The organism is Rhizobium sp. R634, from assembly GCF_002211305.1.
In the GTDB taxonomy this organism is placed as follows: Bacteria; Pseudomonadota; Alphaproteobacteria; order Rhizobiales; family Rhizobiaceae; genus Rhizobium.
Genome location: NZ_LOKW01000024.1, coordinates 500,368 through 517,543, shown reverse-complemented (window position 1 = coordinate 517,543; position 17,176 = coordinate 500,368). Strand labels below are relative to the sequence as shown.

The 17,176-nt window shown below is 62.3% G+C and carries 16 protein-coding genes and 1 riboswitch; of the genes, 12 read left to right on the top strand and 4 right to left on the bottom strand.

Annotated features, from left to right (window positions below):
• Positions 1–302: 302 nt before the first annotated feature.
• Positions 303–1,202, bottom strand: coding sequence for a GntR family transcriptional regulator (locus tag ATY77_RS23010; RefSeq protein ID WP_088688966.1), 900 nt, complete (start codon positions 1,200–1,202; stop codon positions 303–305).
• A gap of 54 nt (positions 1,203–1,256) precedes the next feature.
• Here ATY77_RS23010 and ATY77_RS23005 point away from each other — a divergent pair, with 54 nt between their 5' ends.
• The 8 genes from ATY77_RS23005 (at position 1,257) to ATY77_RS22970 (ending at position 9,561) form a co-directional block, all read left to right on the top strand.
• Positions 1,257–1,448: a hypothetical protein gene (locus ATY77_RS23005; protein ID WP_088688965.1), complete on the top strand. Its 192-nt coding sequence runs from the start codon at positions 1,257–1,259 to the stop codon at positions 1,446–1,448.
• 10 nt (positions 1,449–1,458) lie between these two features.
• Positions 1,459–2,961 (top strand): altronate dehydratase family protein, encoded by a 1,503-nt coding sequence (locus tag ATY77_RS23000; RefSeq protein WP_088688964.1) that lies wholly within the window; start codon positions 1,459–1,461, stop codon positions 2,959–2,961.
• An 89-nt stretch (positions 2,962–3,050) separates the two neighbouring features.
• Positions 3,051–4,070: an aldo/keto reductase gene (locus tag ATY77_RS22995; protein ID WP_088688999.1), complete on the top strand. Its 1,020-nt coding sequence runs from the start codon at positions 3,051–3,053 to the stop codon at positions 4,068–4,070.
• A 9-nt stretch (positions 4,071–4,079) separates the two neighbouring features.
• Positions 4,080–4,526 (top strand): RbsD/FucU domain-containing protein, encoded by a 447-nt coding sequence (locus ATY77_RS22990; protein ID WP_088688963.1) that lies wholly within the window; start codon positions 4,080–4,082, stop codon positions 4,524–4,526.
• A 209-nt stretch (positions 4,527–4,735) separates the two neighbouring features.
• A complete protein-coding gene (locus ATY77_RS22985) occupies positions 4,736–5,725 on the top strand; it encodes an ABC transporter substrate-binding protein (RefSeq protein ID WP_088688962.1) in 990 nt (329 codons plus the stop codon).
• A 104-nt stretch (positions 5,726–5,829) separates the two neighbouring features.
• Positions 5,830–7,383, top strand: a complete 1,554-nt coding sequence (locus ATY77_RS22980; RefSeq protein ID WP_088676729.1) for a sugar ABC transporter ATP-binding protein — start codon at positions 5,830–5,832, stop codon at positions 7,381–7,383.
• Between the two features lie 121 nt (positions 7,384–7,504).
• Positions 7,505–8,479, top strand: coding sequence for an ABC transporter permease (locus ATY77_RS22975; RefSeq protein ID WP_088676730.1), 975 nt, complete (start codon positions 7,505–7,507; stop codon positions 8,477–8,479).
• A gap of 62 nt (positions 8,480–8,541) precedes the next feature.
• On the top strand, positions 8,542–9,561 hold the full coding sequence (locus tag ATY77_RS22970; protein ID WP_088688961.1) for a zinc-binding alcohol dehydrogenase family protein: 1,020 nt from the start codon (positions 8,542–8,544) through the stop codon (positions 9,559–9,561).
• 170 nt (positions 9,562–9,731) lie between these two features.
• Here ATY77_RS22970 and ATY77_RS22965 read toward each other — a convergent pair whose 3' ends face one another.
• A complete protein-coding gene (locus ATY77_RS22965; RefSeq protein ID WP_088676732.1) occupies positions 9,732–10,265 on the bottom strand; it encodes a GcrA family cell cycle regulator in 534 nt (177 codons plus the stop codon).
• Between the two features lie 424 nt (positions 10,266–10,689).
• Here ATY77_RS22965 and ATY77_RS22960 point away from each other — a divergent pair, with 424 nt between their 5' ends.
• The 3 genes from ATY77_RS22960 (at position 10,690) to ATY77_RS22950 (ending at position 13,903) form a co-directional block, all read left to right on the top strand.
• The gene (locus tag ATY77_RS22960; RefSeq protein WP_088676733.1) at positions 10,690–11,889 is read left to right on the top strand and encodes an aspartate aminotransferase family protein; all 1,200 of its coding nucleotides are present in this window, start codon (positions 10,690–10,692) and stop codon (positions 11,887–11,889) included.
• 18 nt (positions 11,890–11,907) lie between these two features.
• Positions 11,908–12,822: an ornithine carbamoyltransferase gene (gene argF, locus ATY77_RS22955; protein ID WP_088676734.1), complete on the top strand. Its 915-nt coding sequence runs from the start codon at positions 11,908–11,910 to the stop codon at positions 12,820–12,822.
• A gap of 88 nt (positions 12,823–12,910) precedes the next feature.
• Positions 12,911–13,903: an Hsp33 family molecular chaperone gene (locus ATY77_RS22950; RefSeq protein ID WP_088688960.1), complete on the top strand. Its 993-nt coding sequence runs from the start codon at positions 12,911–12,913 to the stop codon at positions 13,901–13,903.
• A gap of 123 nt (positions 13,904–14,026) precedes the next feature.
• Here the strand turns inward: ATY77_RS22950 and apaG are convergent, their stop codons facing one another.
• Complete coding sequence (gene apaG / locus ATY77_RS22945) at positions 14,027–14,419, bottom strand: Co2+/Mg2+ efflux protein ApaG (RefSeq protein ID WP_011423893.1); 393 nt, start codon at positions 14,417–14,419, stop codon at positions 14,027–14,029.
• A 262-nt stretch (positions 14,420–14,681) separates the two neighbouring features.
• The gene (locus tag ATY77_RS22940) at positions 14,682–15,866 is read right to left on the bottom strand and encodes an O-succinylhomoserine sulfhydrylase (protein ID WP_088688959.1); all 1,185 of its coding nucleotides are present in this window, start codon (positions 15,864–15,866) and stop codon (positions 14,682–14,684) included.
• Between the two features lie 43 nt (positions 15,867–15,909).
• Positions 15,910–15,988: riboswitch (SAM riboswitch) on the bottom strand.
• Positions 15,989–16,061: 73 nt separating this feature from the next.
• Between ATY77_RS22940 and ATY77_RS22935 the strand changes: the two genes are divergently transcribed.
• Entirely contained in the window at positions 16,062–17,156 is a 1,095-nt protein-coding gene (locus ATY77_RS22935) for a 2'-deoxycytidine 5'-triphosphate deaminase (protein WP_190237683.1), read from the top strand.
• The last annotated feature ends 20 nt before the right edge of the window (positions 17,157–17,176 follow it).

Here is a 17,176-nt window from a genome sequence, read left to right as displayed (position 1 = left end):
ACGGAAAGCCTGGACCAATCGTCATGCTCGACGGATGGCACCAGTTCCAGGCCACCAAACGCGGCGTAGACCTCCTCTTATCCGCTTTCGACAATGTGTGAATCTAATAGCCCCGCTGGGGAGAAGGGGAGATCGCGGTTTCGTCGTCGACCCATTGGTTCGAACGCGTTTGAATAGACAGGTTCCTTTGGGCAGCGCTAAAACGGCTTGCTCTCTCTTCTCCCCAGCGGGGAGAAGGTGGCCCGAAGGGTCGGATGAGGGGGCCGCACGGCACGCCCCTCATTGTAACCTTTTACTTACACTCAGACGCTTTCACCCACACTCTGCGGCAGGGATTGCAGCAGGGTCTGGCGGGCGGAGCATAGATGCACGCGGCAGGCTTTTTCGATCGCCGCCTGGTTTCCGGATTCGAGCGCCGCGATATAATCCAGATGTTCGTGGATGGCGCGTTCGTTGCGCTCGCGGGCGGCCGTCTTGTTCCACTGGTAGTGATAGTGGAAGACGATGGCGATCGCGTCGTAGAAGTCGGCGATGAAGCGGTTCTTCGAGGCGCGGTGGATCAGAAGGTGGAAGCGCTCGTCGAGAACGGAGAAGTCCCTGAAGCGCTGGTTGATGTCGTCGAGCATGGCGAGATGTTCCTCGCGCATGGCCGCGAGATCGACCCAGGCCTGATGGTCGCGGGAAAGCTTGCCGAACTCGGCGGCGGAATGCAGCTCGAACATCTCGCGCACATCGGCCAGTTCGAGCGCGAATTCGCGGGTAAAGCCCTTGAGCGTCCAATGACTGTTGGGGCGTTTTTCGATCAGGCCGAAGCGGGAGAAGCGGATCAGGAATTCGCGCACGCTCGTCGTGCCGGTGCCGATCTCGCGGGCAAGCTCCAGCTCGTTGATCTGCATGCCGGGCGCGGCATCGTCGGCAAGGATGCGCTGCATGAAGCTGCGCTCGATGATGTCGTGCAGCGAATCCGTCTCTTCGGAAGGAAAGAGATCGCGGTCGGTCGGCTGGCGCAGCACGATCTTCTGGCGTTTGTTCCAGCGGATGATACCTTCTTCGTTCAGCCGTGTGAGGATGGCGCGTGCGGTGGAGCGGCTGACGCCGAGCTGGGCGGCGATCTCGGGCTCCGAGGGCAGTGCCGTATCCGTCCGCAGCGCGGCGGCGTAGCGGTTATACGCTTCCTTGAAGACCGTGTTCTGCCTTGCCATAGACCCCCGCTTTTCCGCCCGGTGCCGCGGCTGCCGTTCCCGCTCGAAAGCAGGATGAAGCCGAGCCCAAAGGCTTGTCCGAACGACCTTTATCGCATTTTCGGCCGCCTGCGGCGCATTGCCTCCCTCGTCCACAGGATCAATATTCCCGTTGACTTGAAAATGTTTATTGTAGATAAAAAACAAAATCAATGCGCAATCGCCGATGCAGCGGGCGGGCTCACAGTTTTTGGCGTCATGCTCTAGGGAGAAGAGAGTGGACAAACAGCCTTGGATCATCCTCTCGGCCGGAGACAATGTCGCGGTCGCAACGGCCGCCATCCCTCAGGGTTCGACGGTTGCCGGCATAGAGGCCCGCCAGAAGATCGACCCCGGCCACAAGGTGGCGATTGCCGATATTCCGCTCGGCACGCCCGTCGTCAAATACGGCCAGGCGATCGGCCGCACGACGGCTGAGGTCAAGGCCGGCGACCATGTGCACAGCCACAATCTGCATTTTGAAAACGACCGGCTGGCGGCGACCGCCAATTCGGCGCCGGAAGCGGCGACCTCCGAGGACAAGGCGCGCACCTTCATGGGCTATCGCCGTGCGGACGGGCGGGCGGCGACGCGCAACTATATCGGCATCATTGCCAGCGTGAACTGTTCCACCACCGTCTGCCGGGCGATCGCCGACGAGGCGAACCGGACGATCCTGCCGCATTACGAGGGCATCGACGGCTTCGTGCCGATCGTCCACGACCAGGGCTGCGGCATGAGCTCGACCGGCGACGGCATGAACGTGCTGCACCGCACACTTGCCGGCTACACCAGGCATGTGAATTTCGGCGGCGTGCTGATGATCGGCCTCGGCTGCGAGGTCAACCAGCTGACGCTGTACGGCCAGAGCGGTGCCGGCGCCTCCAAGCGGCATTTCAATATTCAGGATGCCGGCGGTTCGCGCCGCGCGGTCGAACGCGCCATGGGCGTGCTGCGCGAAATAGCCGCCGATGTTGGCAAGGAAAGGCGCGTGCCGATCTCGGTCGGCGAGATCATCATCGGCCTGCAATGCGGCGGCTCGGACGGCTTTTCCGGCATCACCGCCAATCCGGCGCTCGGCGTCGCCGCCGACCTCTTGGCTGCGGCCGGCGGCACGGCGATCCTGTCGGAAACCTCGGAAATCTATGGTGCGGAGCATCTGCTGCGCAGCCGCGCCGTCAGCGACGAGGTGGCGAAGAAACTCGACGAGAAGATCGCCTGGTGGGAGGATTACGTCGCCCTGCACGGCGCCTCGCTCGACAACAATCCCTCGCCCGGCAACAAGCGCGGCGGCCTCACCACCATCCTGGAAAAATCGCTCGGCGCCGTCGCCAAGGGCGGGCGCTCGCCGCTGACGGCGGTCTACGGCTATGCCGAGCGCGTCACCGCCCCCGGCCTCGTCTTCATGGACACACCAGGCTACGATCCGGTCTCGGCCACCGGCCAGGTGGCGGGCGGGGCGAACATGATCGCCTTCACCACCGGCCGCGGCAGCTGCTTCGGCTGTCGTCCGGCGCCGTCGCTGAAGCTTTCCAGCAATTCGGCGCTCTATGCCTCGATGGAGGAGGACATGGATATCGATTGCGGCACGATCGCCACGGGTGACGCGACGATCAGCGGCAAGGGCCGCGAGATCTTCGAGCTCATTGTCGATACGGCCTCGGGCAAGAAGACGAAGAGCGAGCTCTTCGGCTACGGCGATAATGAATTCGTGCCCTGGCATCTCGGCGCAACGCTCTAATCCTTTGTTTTACGCAATTCCGGACGGGAAACCGCTTCACACTTTTCCTGGAATTGCTCTGAAATCCCAAGACTTGGCGAGGAGGCATGATGAAGACGAGACGGATCGGCAAGACCAGGCTTGAGGTGACCGAAATCAGCTATGGCGCGGCCCCCTTGGGCGGCCTCTATCGCGCCTGCCCGCGCGAGCAGGCGATGGAAACTCTGCAGGCCGCCTGGAACAGCGGCATCCGCTATTTCGACGTTGCGCCCTGGTACGGGCTCGGCCTGGCCGAACGGCGCGTCGGCGATTTCCTGCGCGATCAGCCGGATGGTTCCTACGTGCTCTCCACCAAGGTCGGCCGGCTGCTGAGGCCGGTGCCGACGGGAACCGTGCCTGACTACAGCTATGTCGATCCGCTCTCTTTCGATGCCGATTACGACTATTCCTATGACGGCATCATGCGCTCGGTCGAGTTCAGTTATGCCCGCCTCGGATTGAACCGCATCGATATTCTCTATGTGCACGATATCGGCGTCTATACGCATGGGGCGGCGAAGAATGCGGTCTATCAGAAGCAGCTTCTCGATTCCGGCGTGAAGGCGCTGGAAGAATTGCGCTCTTCGGGCGCGATCTCCGCCTTCGGCCTCGGCGTCAACGAAGTGCCGGTCTGCCTCGACGTCATGCGCCATGCCGATCTCGACTGCATCCTGCTGGCCGGCCGCTATACGCTGCTCGACCGCTCAGCGGCCGCCGAACTGCTGCCGCTCTGCCGGCAGAAGAGCACCTCGCTCGTCGTCGGCGGCGTCTTCAACTCGGGCATTCTCGCCACCGGCCCGGTGCCGGGTTCGCATTTCGACTATATGCCGGCGACCGACGATGTGCTCGCCAAGGTCGGCGCAATGGAGGCGATCGCCAAGCGCCACGGGGTGCCGCTCGCAGCGCCCGCCATGCAGTTTCCGCTGCGTGATCCGATCGTCGCCTCGGTGCTGATCGGGACGGCCAAGCCCTCGAGCCTGACGCGCAACATGGAGAGCATCGAGCCAAGGCTTCCCGACGATATCTACGCCGAATTCGAACCCTATACGCTGGTCGCGCCGCCGCTCGGCAGCGAAGCGGTCCGAGTCTGAGGAGAGAACATGCTGAAGGGTATTCATCCGCTGCTCGGGCCCGATCTGCTCCACGCCCTGAAGACCATGGGGCATGGCGACGACATCGTGATCTCGGACGCCAATTTCCCCTCGGGCTCGATGGGTCCGCCCGTCATTCGCGCCGACGGCGTCAGCGCCACTGACATGGCCAAGGCAATCCTCACGCATATGCCGCTCGACACTTTCGTGCCCGAGACGGCATGGCGGATGGAGGTGGTCGGCGATCCCGATGCGGTGCCCGAAGTGTGCGCGGAGTTCCAAGAAATCGTTTCCAGGCGCGCCGGCGATTTCCGCATTGTGCCGGTCGAGCGTTTCGCCTTCTACGCGATGGCGCGCAAGGCCGCCTATATCGTCGCGACGACGGAGTTCAGGCTGTATGGCAACCTGATCTTGAAGAAGGGTGTCGTGCAACCGCATGAAGTCGACATCGGCTGACGACCTATTTTAGGTCTTTGTGGTATTGAAATAAAATCAGTTGCTTGGGAGGTGTTTTCCGGAGCAAAAAAGCGAGATCGGCGCACTTGCAATTTGATTGCGCCTCGGCTAGCTTCTGTCTGCAAATGTTTTTTATCGATAAAAATCGTTCGCCTGCGTTCAGCGAACGATTTCCTAGGAGGAGAACGCACCCTGAGAGGAGAACTTTTATGAGCATCGTGAAATCCCTTCTGTCCCGCCGCGCCTTTACCGCGCTCGCCGGGGCAGCCGTCATCGCAACGGCGATGCCGGTCACGTCCTTCGCCGCCGATGTGACGATCCCGATCATCGTCAAGGACACGACGTCCTTCTACTGGCAGATCGTTCTGGCAGGCGCCCGCAAGGCCGGCCAGGATCTCGGCGTCAACGTGCCGGAGCTCGGCGCACAGGCTGAATCCGACATCAACGGCCAGATCAGCATTCTCGAGAATGCCGTCGCCGGCAAGCCGGCGGCAATCGTCATCTCGCCGACGGAATTCAAGGCGCTCGGCAAGCCGATCGACGAAGCTGCCAAGTCCGTTCCGATCATCGGCATCGACTCCGGCGCCGACTCCAAGGCGTTCAAGTCGTTCCTGACGACCGACAACGTCCAGGGCGGCCGCATCGCTGCCGACGGTCTCGCTGCCGCCATCAAGGAAATGACGGGCAAGGAAGAAGGCGAAATCGTCATCCTCACCAATCTTCCCGGCGTCGGCTCGCTGGAACAGCGCCGCGAAGGCTTCCTGGATCAGGTGAAGACCAAATATCCGGGTCTGAAGGTCATCGCCGACAAGTATGGCGACGGCCAGGCGACGACCGGCCTCAACATGATGACCGACCTGATCACGGCCAATCCGAAGCTCGTCGGCGTCTTCGCCTCGAACCTCATCCTGGCGCAGGGCGTTGGCCAGGCGATCGCCGAAAACAAGCTCGGCGACAAGATCAAGGTCATCGGCTTCGACAGCGACGACAAGACGGTCGGCTTCCTCAAGGACGGCGCGATCGCCGGCCTCGTCGTTCAGGACCCCTATCGCATGGGTTATGACGGCGTGAAGACCGCGCTTGCCGTCTCCAAGGGCGAAACGGTTCCGGAAAATGTCGATACCGGCGCCAACCTCGTCACCAAGGCGAACATGGCCGATCCGAAGATCGAAGCGCTGCTGAACCCGAAGATCAAGTAACCGACAAACGGGCCGCGCCGGCTTTCAAAAACCGGCGCGGCCTTTTCCATCCATGGTATGTTTCCCAGGGTGGAGTGCAGAGGCGACAAGAGGAGGAGAGGTCCATGATCGGACTGGAAGAGGTCAGTCATCGCCATGATGACAGTGCCACGCTGAAAGAGGCCAATCGGATTCCGACCGGGTCTCCTATCCTCGAACTCAAAGGCCTGCAGAAAAATTACGGTCATGTCCAGGCGCTGAAACCGGCGACGATGACCTTCCTTGCCGGCGAAATCCACGCCATCGTCGGCGAAAACGGCGCCGGCAAATCCACTCTCATCAAGCTGCTCACCGGCGTCATCACCCGCACGGCGGGCGAGGTGCTCTGGTGCGGCCAACCGGTGGGGCTGTCGACGCCGAACGAGGCGATCGCGCGCGGCATCAACGCCGTGCATCAGGAAGTCGTGCTCTGCCCGCACCTGACGGTCGCCGCCAATCTCTTCCTCGGCGACGAGGTCAACCGCTATGGCCTGATGCGCCGCAAGCAGATGGAGAAGCTGGCGCAGGCCGTGCTCGACGATCTGGGCTTCGGCCTGCCGGCGGCGGCGCTCTTGAGCTCGCTGACGATCGGCCAGCAGCAGTTGGTGGCAACCGCGCGCGCGGCCATGCGCGGCACGCAGTTCCTGATCTTCGACGAACCCACAGCCTATCTGACGCGCCAGGAATCGGCGCAGCTCTTCAAGCTGATCCGCCGCCTGCAGGGCGAAGGCGTTACCATCGTCTATATCAGTCACCGCATGGAGGAAGTCTTCGAGCTGGCCGACCGTGTGTCGGTGCTGCGCGACGGCACCCATGTCGGCACGCGGCTGATCGGCGAGACCAACGATGCCGAATTGATCGCATTGATGATCAACCGCTCGATCGAGCAGATCTACCACAAGGAAGAGATTGCGATCGGCGAGACGATCGTCGAGGTCCGCGGCCTTTCGGGTCCGGGCTTCGAAGATGTTTCGCTGAGCGTCAAGGCAGGGCAGATCGTCGGCCTCTATGGCCTGATCGGCGCCGGGCGCAGCGAATTCGCGCTCGGACTGTACGGGCGCCAGCCGATAACATCAGGCGAGATCGCGTGGATGGGCAAGCCTGTCGATATCAGGAACGAGCGCACCGCCATGGAACTCGGCATTGCGCTGGCGCCGGAAAGCCGGCGCGACCAAGGGCTTTGCCTCAACCTGCCGATCGGTCTCAACATCAATCTGCCGGTCTTCGGGCGGTTGAGCCACGGGCCGGTCATCAACCATGCGCGGGAATCGGCCAATGCCGACAAGCAGATCCGCGATCTCAGCATCAAGACGCCGAGCCGGCGGGTTCCGGCTTCGAGCATGTCGGGCGGCAACCAGCAGAAGATCGTCATCGGCAAGTGGCTGAGCCACGGCGCAAGGCTGTTCATCTTCGACGAGCCGACCGTCGGCGTCGACGTCGGCACCAAGGCGGAAATCTACCGGCTCTTCGCCAAGCTTTTGAAGGAGGGCGCAGGCATCATCCTGATCTCCTCCTACCTGCCCGAAGTCTATGAACTGGCCGACCGGCTGCACGTCTTCCGCGGCGGCAAGCTCGTCGCCAGCCATGATTTCCATGCGGCGACGCATGAAGAAGTGCTCAGCGAAGCGATCGGCGTCTGAGCATAAGCAATTCCAGCAAAAGTGCACCGCGGTTTTGCGTCCGGAAATTGCGTTAAGACAAATAGATAGAGCATTTCGTGGTTCGGAGAAAAACGGAAATGCTCTAAGAGGGAGAGAACTGATGACCACCACCCCCACCGAAATTGCCGCGCCGCCGCCGCGCCGGAAAATGAACATCCTGTTCGGCCTGACTTTGCTCGGGCTGCTCCTCTTCCTCTGGCTCGTGCTCGCCATCCGGACGGAGGCCTTCTGGACGCCGCTCAACATCTCGAACCTGCTGCGACAGGGCGCGATGACGGCAATCCTCGCGCTCGGCCAGACCTTCGTCATCATCACCGCCGGCATCGACCTGTCAGTCGGCGCCATCGTCGGCTTCTGCACGGTCATCATCGCCTGGCTGCTGCAGGCGGGCGTGCCGCTCTGGGGAGCGATCGCGCTGACGCTCGCGATCGGCGTGGCGATCGGCGCCTTCCACGGCTTCGGCATCGTCCATATGGGCCTGCCGCCCTTCATCATCACGCTGGCGACGCTGACATCGCTGCGCGGCATCGGCCTGCTGATCACCAACGGCTCGACGATCAGTATCACCGATGAGAGTTTCAGCAATTTCGCGCGCGCCGATTTCCTCGGCATTCCGAGCCTGTTCTGGATGGTCATCCTGGTGGCGATCCCGTCCTTCGTCTTCCTGCATCTCAGCCGCTGGGGCCGCTATCTCTTCGCGGTCGGCTCGAATGCGGAAGCCGCGCGTCTTTCCGGCGTCAACGTCAAGGCCATGATCTACCTTGCCTATATCCTCTCGGCCTCTTTCGCCGCCTTCGTCGGCGTGCTGCTCGCCTCGCGCATCGCCATCGGCAACGCAACGCAGGCCGACGGCTGGGAACTGCAGGCGATCGCGTCCTCGGTTATCGGCGGCACCAGCCTCTTCGGCGCGGTCGGCTCGGTTCACGGCCCGCTGATCGGCGCCTTCATTCTCGCCACCATCAACAACGGCGCAAACCTTCTGAACGTCAACTCCTTCTGGCAGCGTATCATCACCGGTCTCCTGATCATCGTGATCGTCTTCTTCGACCAGCTGCGCCGCCGCAAGAGCAATTGACCCAAAGAGAAAGCCGGTCTCGGAAGGGCCGGCTTCCTCATTCCAGCAATGCGAGATTTGTCATGAAAGCAGTTGTTTGCCGGGAGCCCGGCGTGCTCGACATCGCCGAACGTCCATCGCCCGTGGCACCGGCACCCGGCTGGGTGCGCCTTGCCGTCAGCCATGTCGGCATCTGCGGCACGGATTACCACATCTTCGAGGGCAAACATCCCTTCCTCGAATATCCCCGGGTGATGGGGCATGAGATCTCGGCGACGGTGCTGGAGGCCGGCGACGGCGTTGCTATGGCGCCCGGCACACCCGTCATCGTCAATCCCTATCTCTCCTGCGGCCAATGCATCGCCTGCCGCCAAGGCAAGCCGAACTGCTGCACCAATATCAAGGTGCTCGGCGTCCACACCGATGGTGCCTTCTGCGAAGAGATTTCGGTTCCGGCGAGCAATCTCTATCCCGCCAAGGGCCTGAGTCTCGAGGCGGCGGCAACGGTCGAATTCCTGGCGATCGGCGCCCACGCGGTGCGCCGATCGATGACCGGCGCCGGAGCCCGCTCGCTTGTGATCGGCGCCGGGCCGATCGGGCTTGGGACGGCGATCTTCTCGCGCATCGCAGGTCACGAGGTGACGCTGCTCGACACCAGCGCCGAGCGGCTGCAGATGGCAGCCGAACGCTTCGGCTTCACCTCAGGCATAGTCGCCAACGATAGAACGGCGGATGCCGTACGGGAGATAACCGGCGGCGACGGTTTCGACGTGGTTTTCGACGCGACGGGCTACGGCCCGTCGATGGAGAAGGCCTTTTCCTTCGTCGCCCATGGCGGTGCGCTGGTGCTGGTCAGCGTCGTCAAGGACGATATCCGCTTCTCCGACCCCGAATTCCACAAACGCGAAATGATGGTGATCGGCAGCCGCAACGCCACCCGCGCCGATTTCGAGCATGTGGCGGATTCGATCGCCAAAGGCCTCGTGCCGGTCAACCAACTCATCACCCACCGCACGACGCTCACCGATGCGCCGCGCGACCTCGCGCGCTGGGCGCATGAGAAGAACGGCCTGATCAAGGCGGTGATCAGGATTGGTGGTTAGGCGCATCCAAGAAGGTAGGAGCGGCTCTTCATCAGCAGACCGGCCGGTCGAATTGACGCCTGCGGCGCGTCGGGGAAAACAGAGCAGAAGCTTTAAGCGCTTCCACTCCTACCGGGCACAAAAAAACGGGCCGAGCGGCCCGTTTCTTATTTCTCGCTAATATCGCGCTTTCAGCTGACCCGCGCGGCGGCCCGGCGGCGTTCGTTGACCGGCTGGTAGGCGAGGCGCTGGTGGTAGCTGCAATAGGGCGAGTTGTCGGGGGATTCGCAGCCGCAGAAATGGAAGTCGTCCTTCAGCGGATCGCCGACCGGCCATTTGCAGGTGCGTTCGGTGAGTTCCGTCAGGCCGAGGCGGCGCGAGATCGGCACGACCACGTTGCCCTTCGGCACATATTCCATTTCCTCGACGGCTTCGACCTCGATCTCTTCCTTCAGCATCGTTGCGCCCTGCTGGCGGGTCACGGTGCGGGTGGTGATGCGCGAGGCATAGTTCGGCGCGCGGGGCGCCGAGGTATTGCGCTTCGGCGTGCGCGCGGCGGTCGCCGTGCCGCCGGCCTTGGCGCGGCCGGGAAGGCTCAGCCGGTGCACCTTGCCGATAACCGCGTTTCGGCTCACGCCGCCAAGCTGCGCCGCGATCTGGCTGGCGCTCAGTCCTTCGGACCATAGCTTCTTGAGTTTCTCGACCCGCTCGTCTGTCCAGTTCATGCCCTGTCTCCACCTTTTGCGTTGGTGATGGCAGAATCCCTCACCGTTGTCCCGGAAGCCTCCGAAACAAGAAACGCCTGATCAATTTTGGTGACTAGTTCCGCCGCATGCAGTCTAGTAATTGAACTTTAACCTAGTGTGAGGCGGACTCCGTGACAAGAGTCGCGGGAATCCGGATGAATCGAATTTCAAGTTTTCCCCAACTTGCTGCCCTCGCGTGTCATTTCTGCAATAATGCCTGTTGAAGGCTGAAAATGCCGCTGTACAAGCGTGCTGCATACGCTAAGGGCGCAGTTTTGTTGACATTGCAGCGCGAAAAGGAAATAGTACCGCTCGCCGCCGCAAGGCGGCATTTTTGATTTTTCGGGCATTGTTTTCTTAGCCGGAGTCCGCTGCCCATAACTTTAGATCGGGAGACCGCGCCATGGCTGAAGCCGCGCCGCTTTATGACACCTATTCTCGTGCCCCGTTGCGGTTCGAGCGAGGCGAGGGCGTATGGCTGATCACCGAAAGCGGCGAGCGGTATCTCGATTTCGGCGCCGGCGTGGCCGTCACGTCCGTCGGCCACAGCAATCCGCATGTGGTCGGCGCGCTGAAGGAGCAGGCCGACAAGGTCTGGCACCTCTCGAACATCTATGAGATCCCCGGCCAGGAGCGCCTGGCGAAACGCCTGACCGACATAACCTTCGCCGACAAGGTGTTCTTCACCAATTCGGGCGCGGAAGCGCTGGAATGCGCCATTAAGACGGCGCGCCGCTATCAGTTTTCCAAGGGTCATCCCGAGCGCTTCCACATCATCACCTTCGAAGGCGCCTTCCACGGGCGCACGATCGCGACGATCGCCGCCGGCGGCCAGGAGAAATATCTCGAAGGCTTCGGTCCGAAGGCGCCGGGTTTCGATCAGGTGGCCTTCGGCGACATCGACGCCGTCCGTGCCGCGGTCACCGATGCCACGGCCGCGATCCTCATTGAGCCGGTGCAGGGCGAGGGCGGTGTGCGCCCCGCCACCAACGAATTCATGAAGGCGCTTCGACAGCTCTGCGACGAAAAGGATCTGCTTCTGATCCTCGACGAGGTCCAAACCGGCGTCGGCCGCACAGGCAAGCTCTTCGCCCATGAATGGTCCGGCGTGACGCCCGATATCATGGCCGTTGCCAAGGGCATCGGCGGCGGCTTTCCGCTCGGCGCCTGCCTTGCGACGGCAGAAGCCGCCTCAGGCATGAAAGCCGGTACGCATGGCTCGACCTACGGCGGCAACCCGCTAGCCATGGCCGTCGGCAGCGCCGTGCTCGACGTCATTCTTGCCGATGGCTTTCTCCAGCAAGTGCGCGACGTCGCGCTGGTCTTCCGCCAGGGGCTGGCTTCGCTCAAGGATCGCTATCCCGATGTGATCGAGGATGTGCGCGGGGAGGGCCTTCTGCTCGGCATCAAGGCCGCCGTTCCCTCGGCCGAACTGCTGCAGGCGATCCGCGAGGCGCATCTGCTCGGCGTGCCGGCCGGCGATAACGTCATCCGCCTTATTCCCCCTCTCGTCGTCACCGCCGAGGAAGCCCGCGAGGGCCTCGTCCGGATCGAGCGCGCTGCCGAAAGCATTCGCGCCTCCAAGGTGAAGAAGACGGCTTGAACGAGGTAAAAACACGATATGGCTCCTAAGCATTTTCTCGACCTTTCGGCGGTCACATCCTCCGATCTCAGAACCATCATGAACGATGCGCTCGCTCGTAAGCAGGCCTTCAAGGCCGGCAAGGGCGACAAGCCTCTCGACGGCAAGATGCTGGCGATGATCTTCGAAAAGCCGTCGACGCGCACCCGCGTCTCCTTCGATGTCGGCATGCGCCAGCTCGGCGGCGAGACGCTGTTCCTTTCCGGCACCGAGATGCAGCTCGGCCGTGCCGAGACGATCGGCGATACCGCCAAGGTGCTGTCGCGTTATGTCGATGCGATCATGATCCGCACGACCGAGCATTCGCGCCTTCTAGAACTCGCCGAGCATGCGACCGTGCCTGTCATCAATGCGCTGACCGACGACACGCATCCGTGCCAGATCATGGCCGATATCATGACCTTCGAAGAGCATCGCGGGCCCATCAAGGGCAAGACCATCGCCTGGACCGGCGACGGCAACAACGTGCTGCATTCGCTGGTCGAAGGGGCCGCGCGTTTCGGCTACCGCATGAACATGGCCGTGCCTCTTGGTTCGGAGCCCAAGGATCACTATCTGAACTGGGCCCGCAATGAGGGCGCCGAAATCATGCTCTGCCATGATGCCGACCGTGCGGTCGCCGGCGTCGATTGCGTGGTGACCGATACCTGGGTCTCCATGAATCAGGAACATCGGGCCCGGGGTCACAACGTCTTCCAGCCTTATCAGGTCAACGCGGCCTTGATGGCCAAGGCCGGCAGCGATGCATTGTTCATGCATTGCCTGCCCGCCCATCGCGGTGAGGAAGTGACGGATGATGTGATCGACGGCCCGCAATCCGTGGTCTTCGATGAGGCGGAAAACCGCCTTCATGCGCAGAAATCGATTCTAGCTTGGTGCCTGGGCGCGATCTGAACCATAATCGGACGTCGTGAGTCAAAGCTCGCGACCGCGCGAGCGCCGGGCACCTTGGCCGTCGCTCTGACAATGAGGAGTGAAAGCCATGGCAGAAGCTGCAGCCGTTCTAGGCCAGTTCGATTTCGCCGGCGATGACCATGTCGTCCCCTTTCAGGTGGAAGGCCTGGATGTGCGCGGGCGCGCCGTCCAGCTCGGCCCGATGCTCGATGCGATCCTCGAGCGTCATCATTATCCGGCGCCCGTCGCCCGGTTGCTGGCCGAAGTCGTCGTGCTGACGGTGCTGCTCGGCACCTCCTTGAAGTTCGAGGGCAAGTTCACGGTGCAGACCAAGGGTGACGGACCGGTCGATCTTCTCGTCGCCGATTTCTCGACGCCGGAAAATGTCCGCGCCTATGCCCGCTTCGATCAGGCGCTGCTCAACAAGGCTGTCGCATCGGGCGAAACCGAGCCGGAGCAACTGCTCGGCAAGGGCGTGCTCGCCTTCACCATCGACCAAGGCAAGTTCGGCCAGCCTTATCAGGGCATCGTTGCGCTGGACGGCACCTCGCTCGAGGACATCGCCGGCGTCTATTTCCGCCAGTCGGAACAGATCCCGACGCGCGTGCGCCTTGCGGCGGCCGAGCTCTTCGATCGCGATGAAGCGGGCAAGCCGCGCCATCGCTGGCGGGCCGGCGGCCTTGTCGCCCAGTTCCTGCCGGAGGCGCCGGAGCGCATGCGCCAGCCGGATCTCCACGGCGGCGACGGCGACACCGGCGACCGCCCGCATGGAGAGGATGACGCCTGGGCCGAAGCGCGTTCGCTGGTCGAGACCATCGACGCCGACGAACTCACCGATCCCCAGGTCGGGACCGAGCGGCTGCTGTTCCGCCTGTTCCACGAGCGCGGCGTGCGCGTCTACGAACCGCGGGCGGTCCTCGATCGCTGCAGCTGTTCGCGCGAAAAGATCGGTACCGTGCTGAAGGGCTTCAGCGCCGAGGAAATCGAAGCGAGCCAGGAAAACGGCGAGATCGCCGTTACCTGCGAATTCTGCTCGACCACCTATCGCTTCCAGCCGGCCGAGCTTCAGCCGGCGGAATAGTTTTCGGCGGCGCTCCGATAGCTACCCTCACTATAACCCTCTCCCCGCGCGGGGTGAGGGGACTCACCCGCCTGTGTTGCGCGTCGCTGTTACTTTGAAACGGAATCGAGTTCAGAAAGCGCCTCAGTTGAGCACGCGCAATAGCCCCGGTGAATCCAGCGAGAAGGCGGGGATGTCGACATCGAACAGCTCGCCTTCATCAGTTTCCATCTGGTAATGGCCGAACATCAGGCCCGAGGGCGTATCGAGCGGACAGCCGGAGGAATATTCGTAGGTGTCGCCGGGGCTGAGCCGCGGCTGCTCGCCGACGACGCCGGGGCCGGTCACTTCGTCCACCTGGCCGTTCTGGTCGGTGATGTTCCAATAGCGGTTGACCAGGCGAACGGCGACGCCGGAATTGTTGCTGATGACGATCCGGTAACCCCAGACATAGCGATCGTCTTCCGGATCGGATTGCTCCTCCAGATAGAACGGTTCGACTACGACTTCGATATCTCTTGTGAGGGCGCGATACATGCCTTGCACCATAGTCAAGATATGTTACCCGTATCTTATAAAGAGGCCCTGTCCGTCAAGAAACGGAACGTTGATCAGGGATGAAACAAGCATGATCGAAGGGTTTTCGATCGTTAAGCCTAATCGTCAGTGTTAATTTTACTTCCGAACGCCTGCGCTGGCGATCTTGTTCCCCCGGCCGAGCAGGCGCGAGGTCCGGCCCCGGCCGAACCTCCGCAAGGTCCGCGAGCCGGACCCCGGCGGGTCCGGCCGCTATTCTCGATCAGGCCGAAACCTTGGGAAGCGCCTTCGCGAAATCCTCGATCAAGTCGTCGGTATCCTCGATGCCTGCCGAAAGGCGGACCGTGCCTGCGGAAATGCCGAGTTCGGCGCGCGCCTCGTCCGTCAGGTTCTTGTGCGTCGTCGTTGCCGGATGTGTGATCAGGCTCTTGCTGTCGCCGAGATTGTTGGAGATTTTGACGATCTCAAGCGCGTTCTGCAGCGCGAAGGCCGCTTCTTTGCCGCCCTTCAGTTCGAAGCAGACGAGCGTTGAGCCACCCGACATCTGCTTGGCGATGATATCGGCCTGCGGATGGTCCTTGCGGCCGGGATAGATCACCTTGGCGACCTTGCCTTGCTCCGCCAGGAAATCGGCAATCTTCGCCGCATTCTGGGTCTGCTGCTTGACGCGCAGCGGCAGCGTTTCGATGCCCTTCAGCAGCGTCCAGGCGTTGAACGGCGACATGGCCGGGCCGGTATGGCGGAAATAGTCGTGCAGGTTCTCGTCGATCCAGGCCTTGTCGGAAAGCACGACGCCGCCGAGGCACCGGCCCTGGCCGTCAATATGCTTGGTGGCGGAATAGACGACGATATGGGCGCCGAGTTCCAGCGGCTTCTGGAAGAGCGGCGTTGCAAAGACGTTGTCGACGACGACCTTGGCGCCGATCTGGTTGGCAAGCCTGGCGACGCCTGCGATGTCGATCACTTCAAGCGTCGGGTTGGTCGGGCTTTCCAGGAAGAAGACCTTGGTCTTCGGCGTGATCGCCTTTTCCCAGTTGGCGAGATCGCGGCCGTCGACGAGCGTGCAGTCGATGCCGTATTTCGGCGCCAATGTTTCCACTACCCAGCGGCAGGAGCCGAAGAGGGCGCGCGCCGCGACGATGTGGTCGCCGGCCTTCAGCTGGCAGAGGATAGCGGCAGTGACGGCGGCCATGCCGGAGGCGGTGGCGCGGGCGTCTTCGGCGCCTTCCAGAGCGCACATGCGCTTTTCGAACATGTCATTGGTCGGGCTGCCGTAGCGGGCATAGATGAAGCCGTCCGTCTCGCCCTTGAAGCGGGCTTCGGCCGCCTCGGACGTGTCGTAGACAAAGCCCTGCGTGAGATAGATCGCCTCGGACGTTTCGCCATATTGCGAACGCAGCGTACCGCCATGGACGAGTTGGGTTGCCGGGCGCCAGGTCTTGCTCATGCCATCACCTTCACATAACAAAAAAACCGGCCGCAAAAGCAGACCGGTTTCATACCCGGTCTTTTTAGCCACTTGTTTAACGTGGCTGCAAGCCGACCGGCCAAATCACCACGGGATAATTCTGCAATACTGCTGTTAGCTGCTTGCGTCAATTCCCCGAGTTTGGTTTTGTCTGCGGCAAATGATGGATGGGGCATGATGGCTCGCGAAACGGGAATTCTGGCTGACCGCGCAATCTCGGCGCTGTTCGAAACGGGGCGTCTTAACTCCGAGCGGGAGCTGGACCGCGATCAAATCCAGCCGGCAAGTCTCGACCTGCGCTTAGGAAGCAAGGCTTTTCGCGTGCGTGCCTCCTTCATGCCAGGGCCCTCGCATCTAGTGGCCGACAAGCTCGACCGGCTGAGCCTGCATGTGATCGATCTCTCCGAGGGCGCGGTGCTGGAGACCGGCTGCGTCTATATCGTGCCGCTGATGGAGAGCTTGGCGCTGCCGGCCGATATGTCGGCCTCGGCCAATCCGAAGAGCTCGACCGGAAGGCTCGACATCTTCACCCGCGTCATTACCGATTATGCCCAGGAATTCGACAAGATCCCGGCTGGCTATTCCGGCCCGCTCTATCTCGAAATCAGCCCGCGCACCTTCCCGATCGTCGTGCGCCGTGGCTCGCGCCTGTCGCAGATCCGCTTCCGCGTCGGCCACTCCGTCCTCGGCGAGCCGGAACTCTTGAAGCTGCATGAAAGCGAGACGCTGGTTGCCAGCAAGCAGCCGAATGTTTCCGGCGGCGGCATCGCGCTGTCGATCGATCTCAGCGGTGATAAGGACGGCCTAATCGGTTATCGCGGCAAGCATCACACCGCCGTCGTCGACGTCGACGAGAAAGATCAGCACGACATCTTCGATTTCTGGGAGCCGCTCTATAGCCGCGGCCGCAACGAGCTGATCCTCGATCCCGACGAGTTCTATATCCTCGTCTCGCGCGAGGCCGTGCATGTGCCGCCGGACTATGCCGCCGAGATGACCCCCTTCGACCCACTGGTCGGCGAATTCCGCGTCCACTACGCCGGCTTCTTCGACCCGGGCTTCGGCCATGCGCCGGCCGGCGGGCGCGGCAGCCGCGCCGTGCTCGAAGTGCGCAGCCACGAAGTGCCCTTCATCCTCGAAGACGGCCAGATCGTCGGCCGCCTCGTCTACGAGCACATGCAGGAAAAGCCGGCCAGCCTCTACGGCTCCGGCCTCGGCTCCAACTATCAGGCTCAGGGCCTCAAGCTCTCCAAACACTTCCGCATCTGAGGCGCAGCATTCGGGCGACT